Here is a 21,718-nt window from a genome sequence, read left to right as displayed (position 1 = left end):
GGTGGGGACACCGGCGGGGCCGCTGCGGGCACGGCGCTCGCCGGCACACCGGGAAGCTCCGCCGCCGGGGCCGGGGCCGTCGCCGCGGCGACCTTGGCCGCGGGCACGGGCTCCGGGAGTCCGCCCGCTGCTGACGTTCCGGCCGCGGCCGGCGCGGTGATCATGGCCTGCAGGTTGCTGGCGAACAGGGCCATCATCTGCTCGGTGACACTGCCGATTACGCCCTTGCCCATCGCGGCGGCCTTGCCGGACAGTGAGAGCTCGGCGTCGACGGCGCCGCGGGTGGTGCCGCCGGCCTCCTCCGTCAGCTGCAGGGTCACCGTGGCCTCGGCGGTGCCCTGGCCACGGGTTTCCTGGGCTTTGCCGCCGAGCACGGCGCGGTGTTCGGCGGCGTTGCGTTCGATCACGTTCAGCAGCCCTTTGTACTGCATGTTCACCGGGCCCAGCTTCACGGTCATGCCCACCTGGTAGGCGTCGTCCGAAAGCCTGTTCAGGATCCGCGCGCCGGGCACGCAGCCGGCCACCCGTTCGAAGTCCATGATCGTGTCCCAGACGGTGTCGATCGGTGCGGCGACCGAAAAAGTGCTGTTGATCTGCATTAGGTTCCTCTTCCCTTGAGTGATGCCTGGCCGTTGGTCGGAGACTCGCCGTCGCCGCGGATTGCGGCCGCCACCTCTGCCAAAGCGGTGTAGCTGTGTCCGCTGACGAAAGCGTCGCAGTACGGCAGGGCCGCTGCCATGCCGCCCACCAGCGGCTGGTAGTGCGGGGCGGCCTTGCGCGGATTGACCCAGATAATCCGGTGCGCCAGGCGCCGCAGCCGCGCCATCTGGGCCGCCACTTGTCCGGGGTCCTCCTGTGCCCAGCCGTCCGAGAAGATCACCACCACCGCGCCCCGGGCCAGGCCCCGGCGGCCGTGTTCGTCGACGAAGTGCCGGATGCTGTCGGCGATGCGGGTGCCGCCGGCCCAGTCCGGTGCGGCCACGGCGGCACGGGCCAGGGCCGCGTCGGGATCGCGCAGCGCCAGCTGCCGGGTCAGGCGCGTCAGCCGGGTGGAAAACACAAACGCCTCGGCGTCGGCTGTTGCCACGGCCCCCTGGAGCAGCGAGAGGAAGATTCGCGCATACGGTTCCATGGAGCCGGAGACGTCGCACAGCATCACCAGCTTCCGGCGCTGCTCCCGTCGCCGGGCGTACAGCAGCCGCGTGGTGTCGGTGCCCGAGCGCCGGGCCGCGCGGACCGTGGCGCGGACGTCCAGCCGGGCGCTGCTGTGGGCGGACTTGCGGGTGCGGCGGCTCAGGCGCGTGGGGGTGGCGAGCAGCAGCCGGGATGCCAGCCGCCTGATTTCCGTGACTTCCGCCTCGGTGAGCTGCGCAAAGGACATCCCGTGCAGCCGTTCCTCGGTGGAGGCCATGGCCAGCACGGCCTCCCGTTCCGGGGCGTTGCGGTCAAGGGCGCGGTCCGGACCCGCGGAAGCAACCGCCGGCGCCTTCCGGTGCGGCGCCGTCGTCTGTCCGGGGGCACGGTCCGTGGCCGGGGAGGGCCGGGTGCGGGCCTGTTCGGGGCCGGCAGGCGGAGGCGGGGGCGTCGCGGCGCTGCTGCGGTGCGAGGACGGGTCGAAGTTGCCGCGGAAGACCGCGGCGAAGACGGCGTCGAACACCGGCAGCTGCCCGCGCGCGGACACCAGCACCACCCGGGACGCCCAGTAGAGCCGTTCGACGTCGGTGGGCGGGATCAGGCGCAGGGCCTCGGCCAGCCGGACGGCCCGGTCGGGCGAACACGTCAGGCCGGCCCGGCGCAGGGCGGTGACGAACGCCGCGGACAGGGTGGCTGCCTCCACCGCGGGGGGCGCGGCGGCCGCGTCCCGCGTGGTCCGGGCCGTCACCGGGCTCACCCGCCCGTGCCGGCCACGAGCCAGCCGGCCCCGCGCGCGCCGACCAGCTCCAGGTCATCCCGGTTCTTGACGATCGAGCCGAGCGTCCGGTCCGCCGTCGTGGCGTCGATGCGGTCGATGCCCAGCACGGCCAGGGCCGACACCCAGTCGATGGCCTCGGAAATCCCCGGCGGTTTGGCGAGGTCCAGGGTGCGCAGCCTGGTGATCACCGCGGCGGCCTGGAGCGCCAGCGGGCCGCTGCTGGCGGGCACGCGGCGGCGCACGATTTCCGCGATCCGGCCCGGCCCGGGATAGTCGATCCAGTGGTAGAGGCAGCGCCGGGTCAGGGCGTCGTGCAGGTCCCGTGTCCGGTTCGAGGTCAGGATGACGATCGGGGGGTGCGTAGCCCGGATCGTGCCCAGCTCCGGGATGGTGACCGCGGCCTCGGCGAGGAGTTCGAAGGTGAAGGCCTCGAACTCGGCATCGGCCCGATCGATCTCGTCCAGCAGGAGGACCGCGGGGCGCGGGCCGGGATGTTCGATCGCCTGCAGCAGCGGCCGGCGCAGCAGGTACTCCGGGCCGAAGAGGTCCGTCTCGGTGACGGCGGCATCCCGGACTTCCGCCAGCCGGATCCCGAGCAGCTGGCGCTGGTGGTTCCACTCGTAGAGGGCTTCGCCGGCGTCGATTCCCTCGTAGCACTGCAGCCGGTACAGCGGCGTGTCCAGGAGTTCGGCCAGGGCCTTCGCCGCCTCGGTCTTGCCGACGCCCGCCTCGCCCTCCAACAGGATGGGCTGCGGCAGGCGGACGGCCAGGAACAGCGCCGTCGCCAGCCCGACGTCGGCCAGATAATGTTTGCCGTCCAGCGCCTCCATGAGTGTTGCGACGTCGGGAACCCTGCGCTGGACGTCCTCCTCCGCGCCGGTGCGCGCCGCGGTGTTCACAGCGCGCCTTCCAGCCCGGCCAGGACCCGGCGGTAGTCCTCTTCCGTGTCGACGTCCGGCGGGACGGGGCCCGGAACCCGGAGTTCGACGACGTCCCCCGCCCGCTGCTCCAGCAGCTTCCAGACCGCCTTGTCGCCGTGCAGGGTAACCAGGTCCGGGAGCATCCGCCGGGCGAACGCCAGGGGGTGGCCGACACCGTCGTCGTAACGGCAGACGGCGATGCCGGGGGCGCCCTGTCCGGTGCCCGGCCCGCCGGTGAACAGGAGCTCCCGCAGGGCCCGTGCGGTGTCAGCCCGGACGCCCGGCTCGTCCCCGAGCAGCAGGACGACGGCGTCCGTGTCCGGGTGGAGCGCGGCGATGCCGGCGGCGATCGAGGAGGAACAGCCCTCGCCGAAGTCCGGGTTGAGCACGATCTCGCAGCCGGTGGCGTCGACCGTGCGCTGCACCTCCCCGGCGGCACCTCCCAGGGCCAGCACGGTCTGGTCGAAGCCGCAGTCGCGGGCTGTCGCGAGTATGGCGCCGAGAAGGACCCCGTGGCCGTAGGGGAGCAGCTGCTTGGGCCGGCCCAGGCGCCGCGACGCCCCGGCCGCGAGGATCAGCCCGGCCGTCCGGTGCGTGGTGGTCGCGCTATCAGGGTATGAGGGCATAGCGCTCCGGATCTTTGCGGAAGGCCGCTCGGCAGCCGGGCGAGCAGAAGAACACGGTGACGCCGTGGTGCTCGAGCTGCAGCGAGGAGTCCGCGGCGGCGACGGTCATGCCGCATACGGGGTCGACGGCCGTCGCCGGGGTGTCCGCGGCAGCCGCGTGGGTTTGGGTTTCCGCGGCAGCCGCCGGGGCGGCGTGCCGGGACCTGGCCCTCTCCTGGACGAGCTGGGCCAGGATCGAGAGCGCGATCTCGCCGGGGGTACGGGCGCCCAGCTGCAGCCCGGCGGGGGTGAAGACGCGTGATCGCAGCGCCGGGTCGACGTCGAGGGATTCCAGCACCGCGGCTCCCCGCGTCCCGCTGGCCACGAGCGCGACGTAGGGCACGCCGGCACGCAGGGCGGCCTCGAGGGCAACTTCCTCCGCTTTGCCGTGCGAGGCCACGATCAGCGCCGCGTCGTCGCCCCGCGGCGCCGCTGATTCGCCGTCGGTGAGTTCCACGGCCAGGCCCACGCCGGCGCCGAGTGTCTCCAGGGCCTGGGCCACGGGTGTGGTGCCGACCACGACGACCCGGGGCGCCGGGATATGCGGCTGGAGGAAAATCTCGATCGCCCCGCCGCTCAGGCAGGGGTTGGAGACCTCTACCGCGCCTTCCTCGGCGGTGCGGGACGGTTCGCCCGGGACCACACGCAGGAGTAGCGGTTCCTGCGAGTCCAGGACCTGCCGGCTGTACTCCCGCACCGAGGACTCGACGCAGTTTCCGCCGACGAAACCCTGGATCTCGCCGTCGGGGAGCACCAGGGCGGTGTCCCCGGCGTGGGCGCTGGTGGGATGCTGGGCGCGGACCACCGTGGCGTGCACGAACGGCTCACGGCGGGAGGCAAGGTCGTTTGCCCGGGCGGTGAGGGAGTCTGCTGTCGTGGTCATCCTAGATCGGCGGCCTTGCCCGGCCCTGCATGGCGGCCCAGACCCGGGCCGGGGTGCACGGCATGTCCATGTGAATTACCCCGTAAGGGGCCAACGCATCAACGACGGCGTTCACAATGGCCGGTGGTGAGCCGACGGTGGCGGACTCGCCGATGCCCTTCGCGCCGATGGGGTGGTGCGGGGACGGGGTGACGGTGAAGCCGGTCTCCCAGTCCGGCACTTCCATCGCGGTGGGGATCAGGTAGTCCATGAAGGACCCGCCCAGGCAGTTGCCGTCGGCGTCGAACTCGATGATCTCCATCAGGGCCATCCCGACGCCGTCGGTCAGTCCGCCGTGCACCTGGCCCTCGATGATCATCGGGTTGATCCGGGTGCCGCAGTCATCCACCGCGATGAAGCGGCGCACCTTGACGTGCCCGGTGCCCGGATCGACGTCGACAACACTGATATAGGCCCCGAACGGGAACGTGAGGTTCGGCGGGTCGTAGGTGACCTCGGCGTCTAGGTTGCCGTCGACGCCCTCGGGCAGGGTGATGGTGCCGTGGGCCGCCAAGGCGATCTCGGCGATGGTCTTCCCGGCGCCGGGATCGCCCTTGACGAACCAGCGGCCTTTCTCCCATTCCAGGTCCTCCGGCCGGGTCTCCAGCATGGCCGCGGCGATCAGCTTCGCCTTCTCCCGCACCTTCCGGGCGACGAGGGCGACGGCGCCGCCGCTGACCGGCGTCGACCGGCTCCCGTAGGTGCCGAGGCCGAACGGCGTCTGGTCGGTGTCGCCGTGGACGACGTCGATGTCCTCCGGCGGGATGCCGAGTTCCTCGGCGACGATCTGCGCGAAGGTGGTCTCGTGGCCCTGGCCCTGGCTTTGCACCGAGAGCCGGACGACGGCCTTGCCGGTGGGATGGACCCGCAGTTCGGCGCCGTCGGCCATGCCGAGGCCCACGATGTCGAAGTGTTTGCGCGGGCCGGCGCCCACCGTTTCGGTGAAGAAGGAGACGCCGATCCCCATCAGTTCGCCGCGCTCCCGCTTCTCCCGCTGCTCGCGGCGGAGCTCGTCGTAGCCGGCCAGCTGCATGGACAGCCGCATGGCCGGTTCATAGTTGCCCGAGTCGTAGACCCAGCCGGTCTTGTTGGCGTAGGGAAACTGCTCGGGCTTGATGAAGTTCTTCAGCCGCAGTTCCGCCGGGTCCATCGCCAGCTTGCGGGCCAGGATGTCCACCATCCGCTCGACCAGGTAGACGGCTTCGGTGACGCGGAAGGAGCAGGCGTAGGCGACGCCGCCGGGTGCCTTGTTCGTGTAGACGCCCGTGACGCTGCAGTAGGCGGCCTTCAAATCGTAGCTGCCGGTGAAGATGGAGAAGAAGCCGGCCGGGTTCTTGGTCGGCTGCGCGGTGGCGTTGAACGCGCCGTGGTCGGCCAGGACGTTGGTGCGTACCGCGAGGATCTTGCCGTCCCTGGTGGCCGCGATCTCGCCCTGCATGATGTAGTCGCGGGCGAAGGAGGTGGACATCAGGTTCTCCGAGCGGTCCTCCACCCACTTCACCGGCTTGCCGGTGACGATCGAGCCGACGACGGCGAGGATGTAGCCGGGGTAGATGCCCACCTTGTTGCCGAAGCCGCCGCCGATGTCCGGTGACACCACACGGATCTTGTGCTCGGGGATCCCGGCGACGATCGCGAACAGGGTGCGGTGCGCGTGCGGGGCCTGGGTGGTTTCGTACAGGGTCAGCTTGCCGTCCACGGCGTCGTAGTCGGCGATCGCCCCGCAGGTCTCCATCGGGGCGGGGTGCACCCGCGGGTAGACCATCTCCTGGGAGACGACGACGTCGGCGCTCGCGAAGACAGCCTCGGTTTCGGCCTTGTCGCCGATTTCCCAGTCGAAGATGTGGTTGTCCGTCTTGCCCTCGATCTCGTCGCGGATCACCGGGGCGTCGGCGTCGAGGGCCTTGCGGGCATCGATGACCGGGGGCAGGACATCGTATTCGACGTCGATCAGCTCCAGCGCGTCGCGCGCGGCGTAGCGGTCCTCGGCCACGACGAACGCGACCTCCTGGCCCTGGAAGCGGACCTTGTCCGTCACGAGGACGGCCTGGACGTCCGCGGAGAGGGTGGGTGCCCAGGCAAGCTTGAGGCCCAGCAGGTCCTTGCCGGTGATGACGGCGAGGACCTTGGGATGGGCGAGGGCATTGGTGGTGTCGATGGAGACCAGCCGGGCGTGCGCCACCGGGGCGCGCAGGATGGCGCCGTGCAGCATGCCGGGCAGGACGATATCGTCCAGGTAATTGCCCTTGCCGCGGACAAAGCGCGGATCTTCCTTCCGCTGGATCCGGCCGTAGCCGATCGGGCGGTCCTCGTCGCCGGCCGCCGGGTTGCTGGGCCGTTCGTGGATGACGGTCATGCCTTCACCTCGTTGTCTACTGTTTCCGCCGGGATGTCCTCGATGACGGTGTCCGTGCCGTCGATGACCTCGTCCACCGTGGCGTCGGCATCCCCGCCTGCCGGGTGGTCCGCGGCCCACTGTACGGACCGGACGATCGTGGCGTAGCCGGTGCACCGGCAGATCTGGCCCGAAATGGCCTGCCGGATCTCCGTGGTGTCCGGGTGCGGGTTCTTATCGAGCAGGGCGCGGGCGGTCAGCATCATCCCGGGAGTGCAGAAGCCGCACTGCAGCCCGTGTTCCTCCATGAAGCCCTGCTGGACCGGGTCCAGGGTGGCGCCGGTGGCGAGACCCTCGACCGTGCGGACGTCGTGTCCGGCAGCCATCACCGCGAGGACGGTGCAGGACTTCACCGGCTGGCCGTCCATCAGGACCACACAGGTCCCGCAGTTGCTCGTGTCGCATCCCCAGTGGGTCCCGGTCAGGCCCAGGACTTCGCGGATGTAGTGGACCAGGAGCACCCGGGGCTCAATGTCGGACATGACTTCGTTGCCGTTGACGGTCATGCTGATCTGCATCCGCTTCAGCCTTCCTGTGTCCGGGCGGCGCGGGTACAGGCCTGCCGCAGTACCCGCCGGGTGAGTTCGTCGGCGAGATGCCGCTTGTAGTCAATCGGGCCGCGCTGGTCGGCCACGGGGTCGCAGGCCGCTGCGGCGAGCCGGCCGGCTTCCACGAACAATTCCTCCCGGGGCTGCTGGCCGCGGAGCGGGTCGGCGGCCCCGGCGATGGTGTGGTCGAGTCCGAGGGCGGTGAGTCCGACGGCGGCGTCGGCGATGGTGCCGTCGGCGGCAAGGGTCACGGATGCTCCGGCGGCGCCGACCGCCCAGTCGCCCACGCGACGTTCGACCTTTTCGTAGGCGCTGCCCGACCGGGGGCGGATCGGGATGCGGACTTCACACAGCAGTTCGTCCTGGCCCACCGCCGTTTCGTAGGGTCCGCGGTGGAAGTCTGCCATGGCCAGGATGCGCTCGCCGGCGGGTCCCCGGATCACGGCTTCGGCACCGAGCACGTCGCAGACCGTGGACAGGTCCTCGGCCGGGTCGGCCTGGCAGAGCGACCCGCCGATGGTGCCCCGGTTCCGCACGACCGGGTCCGCGATCACGGCTTCGGCGTCCCGGACGATGGGGAAGAGCGCCGCGATTTCGTCCGATTCCAGGAGCGTCGTGTGGCGCGTGAGGGCGCCGATCCGGAGTTTGCCGCCGTCGCGCAGGATGAAGTCGAGTTCGTACAGGTCGTTGATGTCGATCAGCCATTCGGGCCGGGAGAGCCGCAGCTTCATCATCGGCAGGAGGCTGTGGCCCCCGGCGATGACCCGCGACTCCGCACCGTGCCTCGAGAGGAGGTCAAGGGCGTGGTTCACGGATGTGGCCCGCACATAGTCGAAAGGAGCCGGAATCTGCATAGTTCCCACCTCACGCCTGGGCGCTGGCAACGTCGCGCAGCACCGATTTGAGGCCAGTCTTGTCCTGCCTGGGACGGAGTGTCAATATCGTCATAAGCGAAAGGTTATGACGTCGTGTCGATGACATTGAGCCAGCTCCGAACGTTCGCCCTCGTTGCCCGGCTGGGCTCGCTGCACGCTGCCGCGGAGACCCTCGGCGTCAGCGAACCGGCGGTTTCCTCTGCCCTGACGGCGCTCCGGCAGGACCTCGGCGATCCGCTCTTCGTGCGCGCGGGGGGAGGCATTGCGCTGACCCCTGGCGGCCGGGCCCTGGCCGAATATGCCCAGGACATCGTCGGGCTGGCGGACCAGGCCCGCTGGGAGGTATCCAACGCAACGAACGACGCCGGGCGACTGAAGATTGTTGCCACTGCGCCCTTCGCCGAACATGCGGCCGGCCGGCTGCTGGACCTGTTCACCAAACGTGTTCCGGGTGCTTCGGTGGACGTGGTGGTTGAGTCCGCCGAGGACCTTGCTTCGCTGCTGCAGGAACGGGCGTACGACATCGCCCTGGGTGCCCGGCCGACGGCGTCGGCGGGGACCGCGGTGACCAATCCGGGACTGAAATGTGTGTCGTTCCTGCGCTACCAGCGCACCCTGGTCGCCGGGGCGGGGCATCCGCTGGCCCGGCTGCCGGGACCGGTGTCCGTGGCCCGGCTGCTGGACCGGCCGTGGTTTGCCGGACCGGCGGGGATCCAGGACAGCTCGGAGGAAGGCCGTTGGCTGGCGTCGATGGGGGTGGCGCCGGAGATCATCCGGCTCAGCAGCGAGACGGAAGCCCTGGCGGCGGTGCGGGCGGGGGAGGGCATCATGCTGGCGCTTGGCCACATCGTCCGGTCCGAGCTCCAGGCCGGGGTTCTCGTCCGGCTGCCCGTCGTCGGGACACCGGTCACCGGTTTGTGGTGGGCGAGCACCCTGGACAACCACCGGACCACCACGATGGCGCGGACGCTGCAGCGCTTCGCCGGGACCGCCGACGCGACCGCGGCGATGGTCGCTCCCGGCGGCTCCCGGGGACTGGAACGCCGGGGATCGAAGTTCCACGTCGCGTTGTGGAGCTGAGGCAAATTCAGCGGATGGCCGGTTCCGGCGATCCTTTTGCCTGTGTCGCGTTGCGCAACCCCGGTGTCGGTGCTAACCCTTGTGGGGACCGCCAACCGGCTGACGCACCAATCAAGAGGAGCAACAATGACTTTGACCCGGGATGAAGACAGCGCATTGCGGCACTGGAGCGCCCGCCTGATCCAGGCCCTGCAGATCCTTGATCTGGAAGTGGACCACGAGAAGATCGTCCAGGTCGCGGAGGGATCGCTGAAGGCCGTCGGGCCGCACGCGGACGCCATCAGCGCGTTCATCGTCGGCTACGCCGCGGGCGCCGCATCGACCGACGGCAGGAAGAGCACGCAGGAGGCCGTTCACGCGGCGTCCAACAAGGTCCTCGAGCTCTGTGAGCACGGCGAGGCCGGCGGCCCCGACGAAAAGGGCTGGGCCAAGCGCGCCCAGTAGCCACCGGATCCAAGCCCCCGAGGGACATGCCCTCCCTGAGCGCCCGCGGTTGGACATATTGGCATGATGTCCAGTGGCCGCGGCCAGGGGTGGGCATGTCCCGCGGAGGAGCGGGCACCTCCAACGGGACATGCCCTCCCTGAGCGCCCGCGGATGGACATATTGGCATGATGTCCAGTGGCCGCGGCCAGGGGTGGGCATGTCCCGCGGAGGATCGCGCCCGCGGAGTGGGGTCCTACTGCGTGTGGGCCGCGCCGGATGCCACGGTGGTCGAACCGTCCGGGGTCTGGTCCTCACTGGGTTCGAGCCGCACGATCACGGCCTTGGACACCGGGGTGTTGCTGCCTTCCGCCGTGTGGTTCAGCGGCACGAGCACGTTCGCCTCCGGATAGTACGCCGCCGCGCAGCCCCGGGCCGTCGGGTAGGAAACCACCCGGAACTTGCGGACCATACGCTCCACACCGTCCTTGTACTCGCCCCTGATGTCCACGAACATTCCGTCCGCCAGGCCCAGCTCAGTGATGTCGTCCGGGTTTACGAACACCACATGGCGGCCCTTCTTGATGCCGCGGTAGCGGTCGTTGTGGCCGTAAATGGTGGTGTTGAACTGGTCGTGGGAGCGCATGCTCTGCAGGATCAGCGTGCCCGCCGGCTTCTCCACATGCTCCAGGGCATTGACGGTCAGCACCGCCTTGCCGGTCGGGGTGGGGAACGTGCGGGAATCCCGAGGACCGTTCGCCAGGATGAAGCCGCCCTCCTGCCGGATCCGTTCGTTGTAGTCCTCGCAGCCGCCCACGACCCGCGAGATGTGGTCCCGGATCAGGTCGTAGTTCTTCTCGAAACCGTCCCAGTCGGCCTTGACTTTGTCCCCGACCAGCGCCTTGCCAAGCCGGCTGACAATCGCCGGTTCGGAGAGCAGATGGTGCGAGACCGGTTCAACCTTGCCCCAGGAGGGGTGCACGGCGCAGACCGTGTCCTCCACCGACACGAACTGCGGGCCGGACTCCTGGATGTCGATTTCGCTCCGACCCATCGTGGGAAGGATCAGGGCTTCCGCCCCGGTCACGGTGTGGGACCGGTTGAGTTTCGTGGAAATCTGCACGGAGAGTTCGGTGTTCTGCATGGCCGCTTCGGTGGCGTGGGTGTCGGAAACCGCGCCGACGAAGTTCCCGCCGAGCGCAATGAAGGCCTTGATGCCGCCGTCGCGCATCTTGTTGATGGTTTCCACGGCGTCCACGCCGTGGTCGCGGGGCGGCTCGAAGCCGAACTCCTCGCCGAGGGAGTCCATGAACGACTGCGGCATCTGCTCCCAGATCCCCATGGTGCGGTCGCCCTGGACGTTGCTGTGGCCGCGGATGGGCGAGGCGCCGGCGCCGGGCTTGCCGATGTTCCCGCGCAGCAGGAGCAGGTTGATGATCTCCTTGATCGTGGCCACGCCCTTCTTCTGCTGCGTGATGCCCATGGCCCAGGTGATGATGACTTTCTCGGCCTTCAGGTAACGGGCCGCGAGTTCATCGATTTCCTCGGTGCGCAGCCCGGTGGCCAGCAGGACCGCTTCCTCGTCCAGCTGGCTGAGGTGTTCCTTGAGTTCGTCCAGCCCCTCGCAGTGCTCGGCCAGGAACGCGTGGTCCAGGACGGTGCCCGGGTTCCGGGTCTCGGCGTCGAGCACACGTTTGGAGATCGCCTGCAGCAGCGCCATGTCGCCGCCGATGCGGATGTGCAGGAACTGGTCCGCGATCTCCGTTCCGCGGCCGACGATGCCCTTGACCTTCTGCGGGTTCTTGTATCGGCGCAGGCCGGCCTCCGGCAGGGGATTGACCGCGACGATCTCGCCGCCGTTTTCCTTGCACGCTTCCAGCTCGGTCAGCATCCGCGGGTGGTTGGTGCCGGGGTTCTGGCCCATGACGATGATCAGATCAGCCTTAGCGAAATCATCAAAGCTGACGGTGGCCTTGCCGATGCCGATGGTCTGGCCCATGGCCCAGCCCGAGGACTCGTGGCACATATTGGAGCAGTCCGGGAGGTTGTTGGTGCCGTAGCCGCGGACCATCAGCTGGTAAAGGAAGGCAGCCTCGTTGGAGGTGCGCCCGCTGGTGTAGAAGGCGGCTTCGTCCGGTGAGGCGAGGCCCTTGAGCTTGTCCGCGATGATCCGGATCGCCTCCGGCCAGCTCACCGGCTTGTAATGGTCCTCGCCGGCCGGCTTGTGGACCGGCTCGGTGAGCCGGCCCTGCATTCCCAGCCAGTACTCGGAATGCGTCCGCAGTTCGCTGACGGAATGTTCCGCCCAGAACTCCCGGCCGATGACCACCGGCGTCGCCTCCCAGGTGACGGCCTTCGCGCCGTTTTCGCAGAACTCGAAGGCCTTGCGGTGGTTCGGGTCCGGCCACGCGCAGCTGGGGCAGTCGAAACCGTCCTTCTGGTTCATCGCCAGCACCGTCTTGCGGGTGCGGTTCAGGCCCATGTGTTCGATCGCGGGCTTCATGGAGTGCAGCACCCCGGGGATGCCGGCGGCCCAGTCCTTTGGACCGTCGCCGACCACGAGGTCCTTTTCGTCGTTTTCCTCGACCTGGGGATTCTTGCGGGTCACGTGAACTTCCCTTCTGCAACCACGGCCTGTTCAGGCCGCGGGTCTCTTCCACTAAGCACCCTACCTTTTGGCCTGTTACAGGCCTATCAGCTGGTTCGGAGCGCCGCAAGGGATCTGCCGTCGACGGCGGCACCACAGTTCCGTAGCATGTGCGGTACGCGGGCGGCGCAGGTGACTCCAGCAGGGCGGCCCGGAACCGAGGGGGCCGTCCATGCCGGAGCAACGGGACACGTTTGAGGGCTTCACCGAATCGACCTTCAGCCACGGCGGCATCCGGCACCAGGTCTTTCGGTCCGGAACAGGCCCGGCCGTGATCCTGATCCACGAGGTTCCCGGGATCCACCCGGGTGTACTGGACCTCGGCCGCCGGCTGATCGACCGTGATTTCACCGTCTACCTCCCGTCAATGTTCGGGCGGCCCGGTGGAAAGGCGGGCGAGGGAATCGCAAAGTCCATCGCGAAGGTGTGCATTTCCCGCGAATTCGCCGTGCTGGCGAACCGGAGCAGCCCGGCCACGGGATGGCTGCGTGCCCTCGCCGCCCAGGCGCACCAGGAGTGCGGAGGTCCCGGCGTCGGGGCGATCGGCATGTGCATGACGGGGAGCTTCGCCCTGGCGATGGCGCTGGAACCCGCAGTCCTGGCGCCGGTAATGAGCCAGCCCGCGCTGCCGGCGGGCCTGACCGCGGGGAAGCGCGCCGCCGTCGGACTGGACAACGGCGAACTGGCGCGGGTGAAGGCGCGGACCAGCCAGGGACTTCGGCTGCTCGGCTTGCGATTCAGCAACGACCGGGGTTGTCCGGCGGAACGCTTCGCCACCCTGCGGCGGGAATTCGGTGAGAGTTTCGAAGGCATTGAGGTCGATTCGTCGCCCGGGAACCCCTACGGCATCGCCCCGTCCGCGCACTGCGTCCTGACTGTGGACCTGGTGGACACCCCGGGGCACCCGACGAAGGCGGCGCTGGAACGGACCATCGAGTTTATCGGCGAACGCCTGCGCCCGGACACGGCGGCGACGGCAACAGAGGAGCAGGAATGAAAATCATGACGGTGATGTGGACGGCTGCCGCGGCAGGCACCAGCGGTCCCGCCATTCAGTGCCCAGCGACGAGGATGTCCCGGATTTCCCGGCGGAGGACCTTGCCGATGAGCGAGCGGGGCAAGGAATCGAGCACCACCACCCGGCGCGGCACCTTGTAGGCGGTCAGGTGTTTGCGCGCAAACACCAGGAGCGCGTCGGGATCGATGGTGGTACCCGGGATCGGCACCACGACGGCGACCACGTCCTCGCCCCCTCCGGTGCGCGGCAACCCGACCACGGAGACTTCCGAAACACCGGGGAACGTGGCGAGGACGTCCTCCACCTCGCTGGGTGAAACGTTGAATCCCCCCGTGATGATCAGCTCCTTGATCCGGTCCCGGATCGTCACGAAGTAGTCCTTGTCTACGGAGACGATGTCGCCGGTGCGGAACCAGCCGCCGTCGAGCAGCGCCTCCTCGGTCTCCTCCGGGCGGTTCCAATAGCCGGAGAACACCTGCGGGCCGCGGATCAGGAGTTCCCCTTCCTCGCCCGGGGCGCGGTCCAGCGCGACGTTCCTGGGATCCACCACCCGGATGTCGGTGAGCGGGAACGGCACCCCGACGGTGCCCGGCTTGCGGCTGGGGCCGAAGGGGTTGCCGATCGCGATCGGGGACGTCTCGGTCAGTCCGTAGCCCTCGATCAGGTAGCCGCCGGTCGCTTTCTCCCAGGTCTCCACCGTCGACGCCGGCAGGTTCATGGCGCCGGAAATGGAGAAGCGGATGCTTTCCAGCCCGATGCCGCGTTCCGCCGCAGCGGCCGCGATCCGGTCATAGATCGGCGGCACGGCCGGGAGGAAGGTCGCCGGGGACTTCTTGAGCGCCTTCAGCACCAGATCGACGTCGAACTTCGGGAACAGGACCAGCTTCGCGCCGATGCTCAGGGCGAACGTCATGCACAGCGTCAGACCGTAGGCGTGGAACATCGGCAGGACCGCGTACACGGTCTCCCGGCCGTCCTTGAGCCCCGGCACCCAGGCCCGGCCCTGCGCGGCGTTGGCCTGCAGATTGGCGTGGCTGAGCATCGCGGCCTTGGGCAGTCCTGTCGTGCCGGAGGTGTACTGGAGGACGGCGAGGTCCCGGGCCCCGGGGCGCGGGTGTTTCCTCCTGAGTTGTCCGGCCCCGAGAAGCTTCCGCCAGGGGACCACCGGGCGAGGGACAGTCGCCGTCCGGCCCTTCGGCCGGTCCCTGCCGACGGAGAGTGCAGCCCGGGCCTTGCGGGCCGCGGGAACCGGAAGCCGCAGTGCCAGCCGCTGCAGCAGCGGCATCGCGGGGATGAGTTCCACCGCAACGATGCTCCGGAGCCCGACGTCGACCGGCAGTTGACGGACCCGCTCCACCGCCTTGTCCCAGACGATCGCAACGGCGGCCCCGTGGTCCTCGAACTGGTGGCGCAGTTCCCGGTCCGTGTAGAGGGGATTGTGCTCGACGACGACGGCGCCGAGGCGCAGCACGGCATGGAAGGCAATGATGTGCTGCGGGCAGTTCGGCATCACCAGGGCAACCCGGTCGCCTGCCTTGACGCCGAGTTTCTCCAGCCCGGCGGCGGCCCGGCTGATCAGTGTGCCGAGCTCGCGGTAGCTGGTGCGGGCGCCAAAGAATTCCAAGGCGGTCTTCGACCCGTAGCGGCGCACAGAACTGTCCATAAGGTCCACAAGCGAACCCTCGGGGAGCACCAGGTCCGCCGGAACACCGGGACCGTAGGCACCAGTCCACGGGCGGTCACGCCAGGGCCGCCCGGGCTGCCCGTGCTCCTGGGCAGTGCTGTCCGGGCCCCTGCCGTGGGGCGCCGTCCGCGTGGATTTCTTCTTCATCATCAGTCCTTTGCCGCTGGAGCCGCCCGGGAGTTCGCGAGTAAAAGGGCCCGCCGGAAAATCCTACCGGTGCCCGGGCCGGGGCTGCGCCGGGCCCGGCACAGCGGGGTCCCGGCGGCCTTGCGGCTCGTGACTTTTGGCCCTAGGGGCGGGCCGCGCCCGGGCGGAAGCTTGCTACATCGCCGGCGCGGATCTGCCGTGCCGTTTCGCGTCGATGCAGGTCAGTCCAGGCAGGACATCCTTGTGGACCTCAACAGTCCGATGGCCACGCGTCCGGGATGTACCAGCGGCACCCGAGGAGCGCCGGCTCAAGGAGCAGGAATACATGAATATGGACGAGGTTGCCAAGCTCACCCGCTCGGTCGATGCATCCAACCTGCTGAACCTCTGCGGCGGTCCGGTGATCATCATCTCCGCCGGCGGCAGCCTGCGCGTCAGGATCAAACCTGAGCTCGGCTGGCGCGTGCGGGTCCCGGAATACCCGGAGCAGACCTCGGTTGAGGGGCCCCGATGACGTCCGGCGTCGCCAAATCTTCGGTCCTGTCCGAAATCCACTCACTGGCCCGGCCGCTGAAGACGGACCGGGACCTCGACGGGCTGGTCCGGCGGGCGGCGGACTGCCGGCTGGTCGCGATCGGGGAGGCCTCCCACGGCACGCACGAGTTCTATACCTGGCGTGACACCCTCAGCCGGCGCCTCATTGAAGAAGAGGGCTACAACTGGATCGGGGTGGAGGGCGACTGGCCCGACTGCTGGCGGATCAACCGCTGGGTGCGGGGTGAGACGGGGCAGCGGCAGGGCGTCCACGCCCTGCTCGCCGGCTTCGAACGCTGGCCCACGTGGATGTGGGCGAACGAGGAGGTCGCCGCGTTCCTGGACTGGCTGCGCAGCTGGAATCTTAGCCGTCCGATGAGCCGGCGCGTCGGCTTCTACGGACTCGACGTGTACTCGCTCTGGGATTCGCTCCGGGAGATCATCGGCTGGCTGGAGGACAACGTGCCCGACGCCGTCCCCGCCGCCCTGAGCGCCTGGCAGTGTTTCCTGCCGCACCGCGAGGACCCGCACAAGTACGCCTGGAGCACGCGGCTGGTGCCGCAGTCCTGTGAGGCCGACGTCATCGCGCTCCTGACCGAGGTCAGGGCCAGGGTGTCTAGCCCGGGCGGGCACGACGAGGCCGCCTTCGGCGCGGTGCAGAATGCCGAAGTGGCTGCCAACGCCGAGCACTATTACCGGATCATGGTCCGCGGCGACCGCCAGTCCTGGAACGTCCGGGACCACCACATGGCGGACACCATCGACCGGCTCAGCAGGCACCTTGGGCCTGACTCGAAGGGCCTCATCTGGGAGCACAATACCCATGTGGGGGATGCCCGGGCCACCGACATGGCCCAGGACGGACTCGTCAACGTGGGGCAGTTGCTGCGGGAACGGCACGCCGCGGAAGGCGTCATGCTGGTGGGCCTTGCCTCCCACCGGGGCGAGGTGATCGCCGCGGACGCCTGGGGCAGCCCGGAACGGATCCTGCCGGTTCCGCCGGCCCGACGGGGCAGCCACGAAGACTTCCTGCACGAGGCGCTGGGTGTGCCGTCGGTACTGGAGTTCGGTGAGGACAGGTCCGGCCCGTGGCTCTCGACCTGGCTCGGCCACCGGGCGATCGGTGTGATCTACCACCCCGAGCGGGAACTCGGAAACTACGTCCCGACCCGGATCGGCGAGCGCTACGACGCGCTGATCTGGTTCGAGCACACCCACGCACTGCGACCGGTGCACCATGAGGGACCGCCGCGGGAACCGGAATTCGAGACGGAACCGACCGGCTTCTGATCCGCTGCCCGCGACAGGACAGCGGGCCGGCGCAGCATGGCTCGACGCTACTAGCGGGCCCATGAGGACTGAGGGGCTTAAGGCCCTAACCGGGGGTCAGGGCCCGGCGCACACTGGAGTGTCGGCGGACGCTTGGGCTGCCGCCCGGCGCATGGCCTTGCAGAACCGACCGCGCCACGGAAAAGAGCAGGATTCAGAATGAATAGACGGATTGTCGTCGGTTTCAACGGGTCAGCCGGCAGTGCGGCCGCGCTGACGTGGGCCCTGCAAAGGGCAGGCAGCGTCAAGCTTCCGGTCACCATCATCTACGCCGTGGACGACCGCTGGATGTCCCCGGATTTCCAGTACCACGAGCTGATCAGGCAATCCGGCATAGACCTGCTCCAGAAGGCGCAAGCCAGCGCCGCCGAGCAGGCGCCCGACGTGAAGGTGGACATCGAGTTGCGTCATGGCAGCGGCGGATCGGTCCTGCGCGAGGTGTCGAAGGAAGCATCCATCGTGGTCGTCGGCGAGCACGACAAGCACTGGATGGACGGCGGTCCGCTGACGGACCGCGCCCTGCAGATCGTCTCCGCCTCGGAAATCCCGGCGGCCGTGATCCCGTTGAAGCGCGGCTCCACTGACCACGGCGTCGTGGTCGGTGTGGACGGCTCCGAGGAATCCCTGCAGGCAGTGAACTTCGCCGCGGCGGAAGCAGACCGGGGCGGTGACGAGTTGACCGTGGTCCTCGCCTTCCGCAGGCCCGCCCGCTGGATCGAAAACCGGCTGCCAAAAAGCGGGCTCGCCGAGACCATTCTCGAAGAGGACCGGATCGTCCTGGCCGAATCCGTGGCCGGGCTGGGCGACAAATATCCCGACCTCGTTGTCCACCAGAAGCTCGAGCCCGACACCGAACCCGCCAAGGCCCTGGTCGAAGCGGCCAAGGACGCCAGGCTCCTGGTGATCGGCAGCCGCGGACGCGGCGGTTTCACCCGGATGGTCCTCGGGTCCACAGCCCACGCCATCCTTCTTAATGTGCCGTGCCCCACCGTCGTCACTCGGGTGCACAAGGTCAAGCACGAGGATTAGGCTGCGAAGGAGTCGGTCCTTCGCAGGACAGCCCCCTCAGCGAGGCGGCTGCCCTGCGGCGCGACCCTTGAGCCTGTCCGGGGCGGATGGGAGGATGATGCCGTGGAGGACATTTTGGAATTTGTCGGTCACTTCTGGTGGCTCATCTTCCCCCTGAGCGGACTGTTCGGCGGCTGGGCGCGCTCCTGGTCCAAAGCCAGCGAACGCCGGCACCGGCGCCGGGTGGAGCTCTACAAGCTCCGCAACCAGGCGGCAGCGCAGGAAAAGGCCAGCCGGACCCAAGTCCGGCAGCTCATGGACAGTCACGACGCGGTCAACCGGCGTTGGCTCGACTACGAGCTTGACGTGGGGAAACTCATCGACTTCCCGGTCATGACCGATGTGCGCGAACCATTGACCGTGGCGTTCCTACGGGCCAAGCGGACGGCCGACAGCCTGCGGCCGGGAGCGCCGGATGACATTACGACGGTGGCGCAGCTCGGGGAGTACCGCGACGCCGTCCACAGCTTCGAGCTGGCCTTCGACGTCGCCGAGCGGGAAGCCCGGCGGATCAGGGACAGCAACTTCACCGGACCCGAGCGGGACCGTCTCGCCACGGCCCGGAAACTGCTGCGCATCGCCTCGGATGCTGCCGCGACACCGGCGGAGCGCCAAACCGCGTACAAGCGTGCGCGGCGGGAACTGGACGGGCTGATTGTGCTGCCGGACGCGACGCTGGCCGCGCTCGAGGAGAAAATCGCCGGAATGATCGGCGCGGGCGGAAATCCTGATACCCATCAGGGCTGACGGCCGCGGGCTCGGGTGCGCAGACCTACGAGGGAAGCACGCCTTCCGGTCGTTTTTGCACTACTCTCTTTCCCCCGTACGATTTAAGACGTCAAGCTACTTTGCTGAACGCTGCACACTCTCCCGGTAGATCGTGGATGAATCTTGCGGCAACGGGGAATGAAACTGCTGACCGTCGACTCTGCAGATTGGGCAACAGGTGGAAATCACCATCATGGTGGCGCTGGTAATAACGCTGGCGCTTTTTTTTGACTTCACCAACGGATTTCACGACACGGCCAATGCGATGGCCACGCCCATCGCGACCGGTGCCATCAAACCCAAAACGGCGGTCGCCCTTGCGGCGGTGCTGAACCTGGTGGGGGCATTCTTGTCCACGGAAGTGGCGAAGACCGTGTCGGGCGGCATCATCAAGGAAGGCTCTGACGGGATCCAGATCACGCCGGACATCATCTTTGCCGGCCTGATGGGCGCCATCCTCTGGAACATGATCACCTGGCTGAAAGGCCTTCCGTCGAGTTCCTCTCACGCTCTTTTTGGCGGCCTGATCGGCGCGGCCATCGCCGGCATCGGCATCCACTCGATTAACTTCGAAAGCCTCATGCAGAAGGTGATCCTCCCGGCAATCTTCGCGCCGATCATCGCCGGCGCGGTGGCCTACCTCTGCACCAAACTGGCCTACGCGCTGACCTCCCGCCACGACCCGGAGACCGGCAGCAAGCTCACACAGAAGCGCGGCGGCTTCCGCAACGGCCAGGTCTTCACGTCCAGCCTCGTTGCCTTGGCGCACGGCACCAACGACGCACAAAAGACCATGGGCATCATCACGCTGGTACTGATCGCCGCTGGCACCCAGGAGCCCGGTTCCGGACCGCAGTTCTGGGTCATCGCCTCCTGCGCCTTCGCCATCGCTATCGGCACGTACTCCGGCGGCTGGCGGATCATCCGCACCATGGGATCCGGGCTCACCGACGTCAAGCCCGCCCAGGGCTTCGCCGCCGAAAGCAGCACGGCGTCCGCCATCCTGGCCTCCTCGCACCTGGGGTTTGCGCTGTCCACCACCCAGGTGGCCTCCGGATCCGTGATCGGTTCGGGCATGGGCCGCCGCGGCACCACCGTCCGCTGGGGAACCGCCGGAAAGATTGCGATCGGCTGGCTCTTCACCCTCCCGGCCGCCGGACTTGTCGGGGCCCTCACCGCCATGCTGGTGCAGACCGGCGTCGTAGGCGTTATCATCGCCGCCGTCGCCGGGACCAGTGCGGTGTTCTACATGTTCCTCCACTCCAAGAAGTCGCACGTCGGCCACCACAACGCCGTCGAGGTCGAGGAAGCGGGCGCCGCCGTGCGCTTCCGCAAGAAGAAGGCGCTTGCCGTCAGCCGCGCGAACAACAAGCCGAAGGGCGAACTGTAATGAAGTGGCTGGAACTCGTTCAAGTGGCCGGCGCAACGCTTGTCTCCGCGGTGACCGTAGTGGTCCTGTACTCCCTGGGCGTCCGTCTCACGGCCATTGCCGGCGACGTCAGCGAAAGAAGGCCTGCCTGGCTGCGGCCGCTCGCCTACGTGTGCTTCGCGCTGTGCGGCATCGCCGTGCTGTTCGGGCTCTACCTGATCATTCCCTACTTCAGGAAGTAGCCTCCGGCTTTCCGGCGGCGGAAGGCCGGAAGATGGGCACCCCGGCCGGGATTGGCTAGGCTGGGGCCATGTCTCGATTCCAGTATTTTGTCGCGTCCTCGCTGGACGGTTTCATCGCCACCGCCGATGACCAACTGGACTGGCTGCTCCAGTTCGACGGGTTCGCCGGCGGCAAGGACAGCTACGACGCCTTTATGACCGACGTCGGCTGCATCGTCATGGGGGGCGACACCTACGCCTGGCTGAGGAAGCACGAACCCGGCAACTGGCCTTATCCCACCACACCGTGCTGGGTGTTCACGCACCACGAGCTCTCCGCCCCCAGTGGCGCGGACGTGACCTTTGTCCGCGGCCCCGTGGCCGAATTCGTTGAGGACCTCAGGGCCGCAGCGGACGGCCGTAACGTCTGGATCGTCGGGGGAGGGGTCCTCGCGGCCCAGTTCGCGGACGCCCGTGCGCTCGACGAGATCATCATCTCGATCATTCCCGTGGTCCTTGGCAGCGGCAAAGCGGTGCTGCCCATGACGGGCCCGACGGCGCCGCTGGAGTTGCTGTCCTCGCACACCATGGGTCGTGGCGTCGTGGAGCTGCGGTTCCGGTTCGGGCACACCCCGGCGTAGCACCTGCCACGGGAAATGCCGCGGGGCACTGCCTGCCCGGGCAGCCCGGTCGGGCAGTGCCTATTCGGCGATGTCCCGGATCAGGTTGGTGATGCGCGCCGTGGACAGCCGCCGGCCCTGCTCGTCCGTCATGATGATCTCGTGCGTGGTCAGGGTGCGGCCCAGATGGATCGCCGTGCACGTGCCGGTCACGGTGCCCGCCGTGATGGCCCGGTGATGGGTCGCGCTGACCTCAATCCCGAGTGCCTGCCGCTTCGGCCCGGCGTGCATTCCGGCAGCGAACGAACCCAGCGTCTCGGCCAGCACCACATGGGCGCCGCCGTGCAGGATCCCGGCCACCTGGGTGTTGCCTTCCACCGGCATGGTGGCGACCGTGCGCGCCGGACTCATCTCCAGGAAATGGATCCCCATCTTCACCACCAGGGCTCCCACTCCGTATTGCCCCAGCCAGTCATGCATTTCCTCGGGAATCCCGGCGGCCGCCAGTTCGGCCGTGAACGGGCCCGGCGTGAAATTGTCCTTCATGGGAACTAGGCTGGCACCTGTGAGCGA

The 21,718-nt window shown here is 68.5% G+C and carries 21 protein-coding genes; 10 read left to right on the top strand and 11 right to left on the bottom strand.

The window, feature by feature from the left end:
* The 8 genes from ACZYZ5_RS15240 to ACZYZ5_RS15205 form a co-directional block, all read right to left on the bottom strand.
* A partial coding sequence (locus ACZYZ5_RS15240; RefSeq protein ID WP_463902752.1) for an SRPBCC family protein occupies positions 1–599 on the bottom strand: 599 nt, incomplete at its 3' end.
* On the bottom strand, positions 599–1,882 hold the full coding sequence (locus tag ACZYZ5_RS15235; RefSeq protein ID WP_463902750.1) for a vWA domain-containing protein: 1,284 nt from the start codon (positions 1,880–1,882) through the stop codon (positions 599–601). The genes ACZYZ5_RS15235 and ACZYZ5_RS15240, both read right to left, overlap by 1 nt.
* A 5-nt stretch (positions 1,883–1,887) precedes the next feature.
* Entirely contained in the window at positions 1,888–2,811 is a 924-nt protein-coding gene (locus ACZYZ5_RS15230; protein ID WP_463902748.1) for an AAA family ATPase, read from the bottom strand.
* Positions 2,808–3,458 carry a nucleotidyltransferase family protein gene (locus tag ACZYZ5_RS15225; protein WP_463902746.1) on the bottom strand — a complete coding sequence of 217 codons (651 nt, stop codon included), beginning with the start codon at positions 3,456–3,458 and terminating at the stop codon, positions 2,808–2,810. The genes ACZYZ5_RS15230 and ACZYZ5_RS15225 overlap by 4 nt, the downstream gene beginning before the upstream one ends.
* Positions 3,442–4,380: an XdhC family protein gene (locus tag ACZYZ5_RS15220; protein ID WP_463902744.1), complete on the bottom strand. Its 939-nt coding sequence runs from the start codon at positions 4,378–4,380 to the stop codon at positions 3,442–3,444. The genes ACZYZ5_RS15225 and ACZYZ5_RS15220 overlap by 17 nt, the downstream gene beginning before the upstream one ends.
* A gap of 1 nt (position 4,381) precedes the next feature.
* Positions 4,382–6,775, bottom strand: a complete 2,394-nt coding sequence (locus ACZYZ5_RS15215; protein WP_463902742.1) for an aerobic carbon-monoxide dehydrogenase large subunit — start codon at positions 6,773–6,775, stop codon at positions 4,382–4,384.
* Positions 6,772–7,332: a (2Fe-2S)-binding protein gene (locus ACZYZ5_RS15210; RefSeq protein WP_463902741.1), complete on the bottom strand. Its 561-nt coding sequence runs from the start codon at positions 7,330–7,332 to the stop codon at positions 6,772–6,774. The genes ACZYZ5_RS15215 and ACZYZ5_RS15210 overlap by 4 nt, the downstream gene beginning before the upstream one ends.
* Positions 7,333–7,337: 5 nt before the next feature.
* Positions 7,338–8,216, bottom strand: a complete 879-nt coding sequence (locus tag ACZYZ5_RS15205) for an FAD binding domain-containing protein (RefSeq protein WP_463902739.1) — start codon at positions 8,214–8,216, stop codon at positions 7,338–7,340.
* Positions 8,217–8,336: 120 nt separating this feature from the next.
* On the opposite strand from ACZYZ5_RS15205, the gene ACZYZ5_RS15200 reads away from it, so the two are divergent.
* Complete coding sequence (locus ACZYZ5_RS15200) at positions 8,337–9,317, top strand: LysR family transcriptional regulator (protein WP_463902761.1); 981 nt, start codon at positions 8,337–8,339, stop codon at positions 9,315–9,317.
* Between the two features lie 126 nt (positions 9,318–9,443).
* Positions 9,444–9,761, top strand: a complete 318-nt coding sequence (locus ACZYZ5_RS15195) for a DUF6457 domain-containing protein (RefSeq protein ID WP_463902737.1) — start codon at positions 9,444–9,446, stop codon at positions 9,759–9,761.
* 235 nt (positions 9,762–9,996) lie between these two features.
* Here ACZYZ5_RS15195 and ACZYZ5_RS15190 read toward each other — a convergent pair whose 3' ends face one another.
* Entirely contained in the window at positions 9,997–12,348 is a 2,352-nt protein-coding gene (locus ACZYZ5_RS15190) for an FdhF/YdeP family oxidoreductase (RefSeq protein WP_463902736.1), read from the bottom strand.
* Positions 12,349–12,559: 211 nt separating this feature from the next.
* On the opposite strand from ACZYZ5_RS15190, the gene ACZYZ5_RS15185 reads away from it, so the two are divergent.
* Positions 12,560–13,384 (top strand): dienelactone hydrolase family protein, encoded by an 825-nt coding sequence (locus ACZYZ5_RS15185; protein WP_463902735.1) that lies wholly within the window; start codon positions 12,560–12,562, stop codon positions 13,382–13,384.
* 55 nt (positions 13,385–13,439) lie between these two features.
* Here the strand turns inward: ACZYZ5_RS15185 and ACZYZ5_RS15180 are convergent, their stop codons facing one another.
* Positions 13,440–15,239 (bottom strand): long-chain-fatty-acid--CoA ligase, encoded by a 1,800-nt coding sequence (locus ACZYZ5_RS15180; RefSeq protein WP_463902734.1) that lies wholly within the window; start codon positions 15,237–15,239, stop codon positions 13,440–13,442.
* Positions 15,240–15,561: 322 nt separating this feature from the next.
* On the opposite strand from ACZYZ5_RS15180, the gene ACZYZ5_RS15175 reads away from it, so the two are divergent.
* From ACZYZ5_RS15175 to ACZYZ5_RS15145, 7 genes are all read left to right on the top strand, one after another.
* On the top strand, positions 15,562–15,750 hold the full coding sequence (locus tag ACZYZ5_RS15175; protein ID WP_463902733.1) for a hypothetical protein: 189 nt from the start codon (positions 15,562–15,564) through the stop codon (positions 15,748–15,750).
* Complete coding sequence (locus ACZYZ5_RS15170) at positions 15,747–17,060, top strand: erythromycin esterase family protein (RefSeq protein WP_463902732.1); 1,314 nt, start codon at positions 15,747–15,749, stop codon at positions 17,058–17,060. The genes ACZYZ5_RS15175 and ACZYZ5_RS15170 overlap by 4 nt, the downstream gene beginning before the upstream one ends.
* A 198-nt stretch (positions 17,061–17,258) precedes the next feature.
* A complete protein-coding gene (locus ACZYZ5_RS15165; RefSeq protein WP_463902731.1) occupies positions 17,259–18,128 on the top strand; it encodes a universal stress protein in 870 nt (289 codons plus the stop codon).
* 102 nt (positions 18,129–18,230) lie between these two features.
* Complete coding sequence (locus tag ACZYZ5_RS15160) at positions 18,231–18,914, top strand: hypothetical protein (protein ID WP_463902730.1); 684 nt, start codon at positions 18,231–18,233, stop codon at positions 18,912–18,914.
* Positions 18,915–19,113: 199 nt separating this feature from the next.
* Positions 19,114–20,325 (top strand): inorganic phosphate transporter, encoded by a 1,212-nt coding sequence (locus ACZYZ5_RS15155; protein ID WP_463902728.1) that lies wholly within the window; start codon positions 19,114–19,116, stop codon positions 20,323–20,325.
* Positions 20,325–20,546, top strand: coding sequence for a hypothetical protein (locus ACZYZ5_RS15150; protein ID WP_463902726.1), 222 nt, complete (start codon positions 20,325–20,327; stop codon positions 20,544–20,546). The genes ACZYZ5_RS15155 and ACZYZ5_RS15150 overlap by 1 nt, the downstream gene beginning before the upstream one ends.
* A 68-nt stretch (positions 20,547–20,614) precedes the next feature.
* Positions 20,615–21,166, top strand: coding sequence for a dihydrofolate reductase family protein (locus tag ACZYZ5_RS15145; RefSeq protein WP_463902724.1), 552 nt, complete (start codon positions 20,615–20,617; stop codon positions 21,164–21,166).
* A 60-nt stretch (positions 21,167–21,226) separates the two neighbouring features.
* On the opposite strand, the gene ACZYZ5_RS15140 is transcribed toward ACZYZ5_RS15145, so the two are convergent.
* On the bottom strand, positions 21,227–21,691 hold the full coding sequence (locus tag ACZYZ5_RS15140) for a hotdog fold thioesterase (protein WP_463902723.1): 465 nt from the start codon (positions 21,689–21,691) through the stop codon (positions 21,227–21,229).
* Between the last annotated feature and the right edge of the window lie 27 nt (positions 21,692–21,718).

This window comes from Pseudarthrobacter ribosi, assembly GCF_055412865.1.
This window is presented reverse-complemented; position numbering and strand designations above follow the sequence as displayed.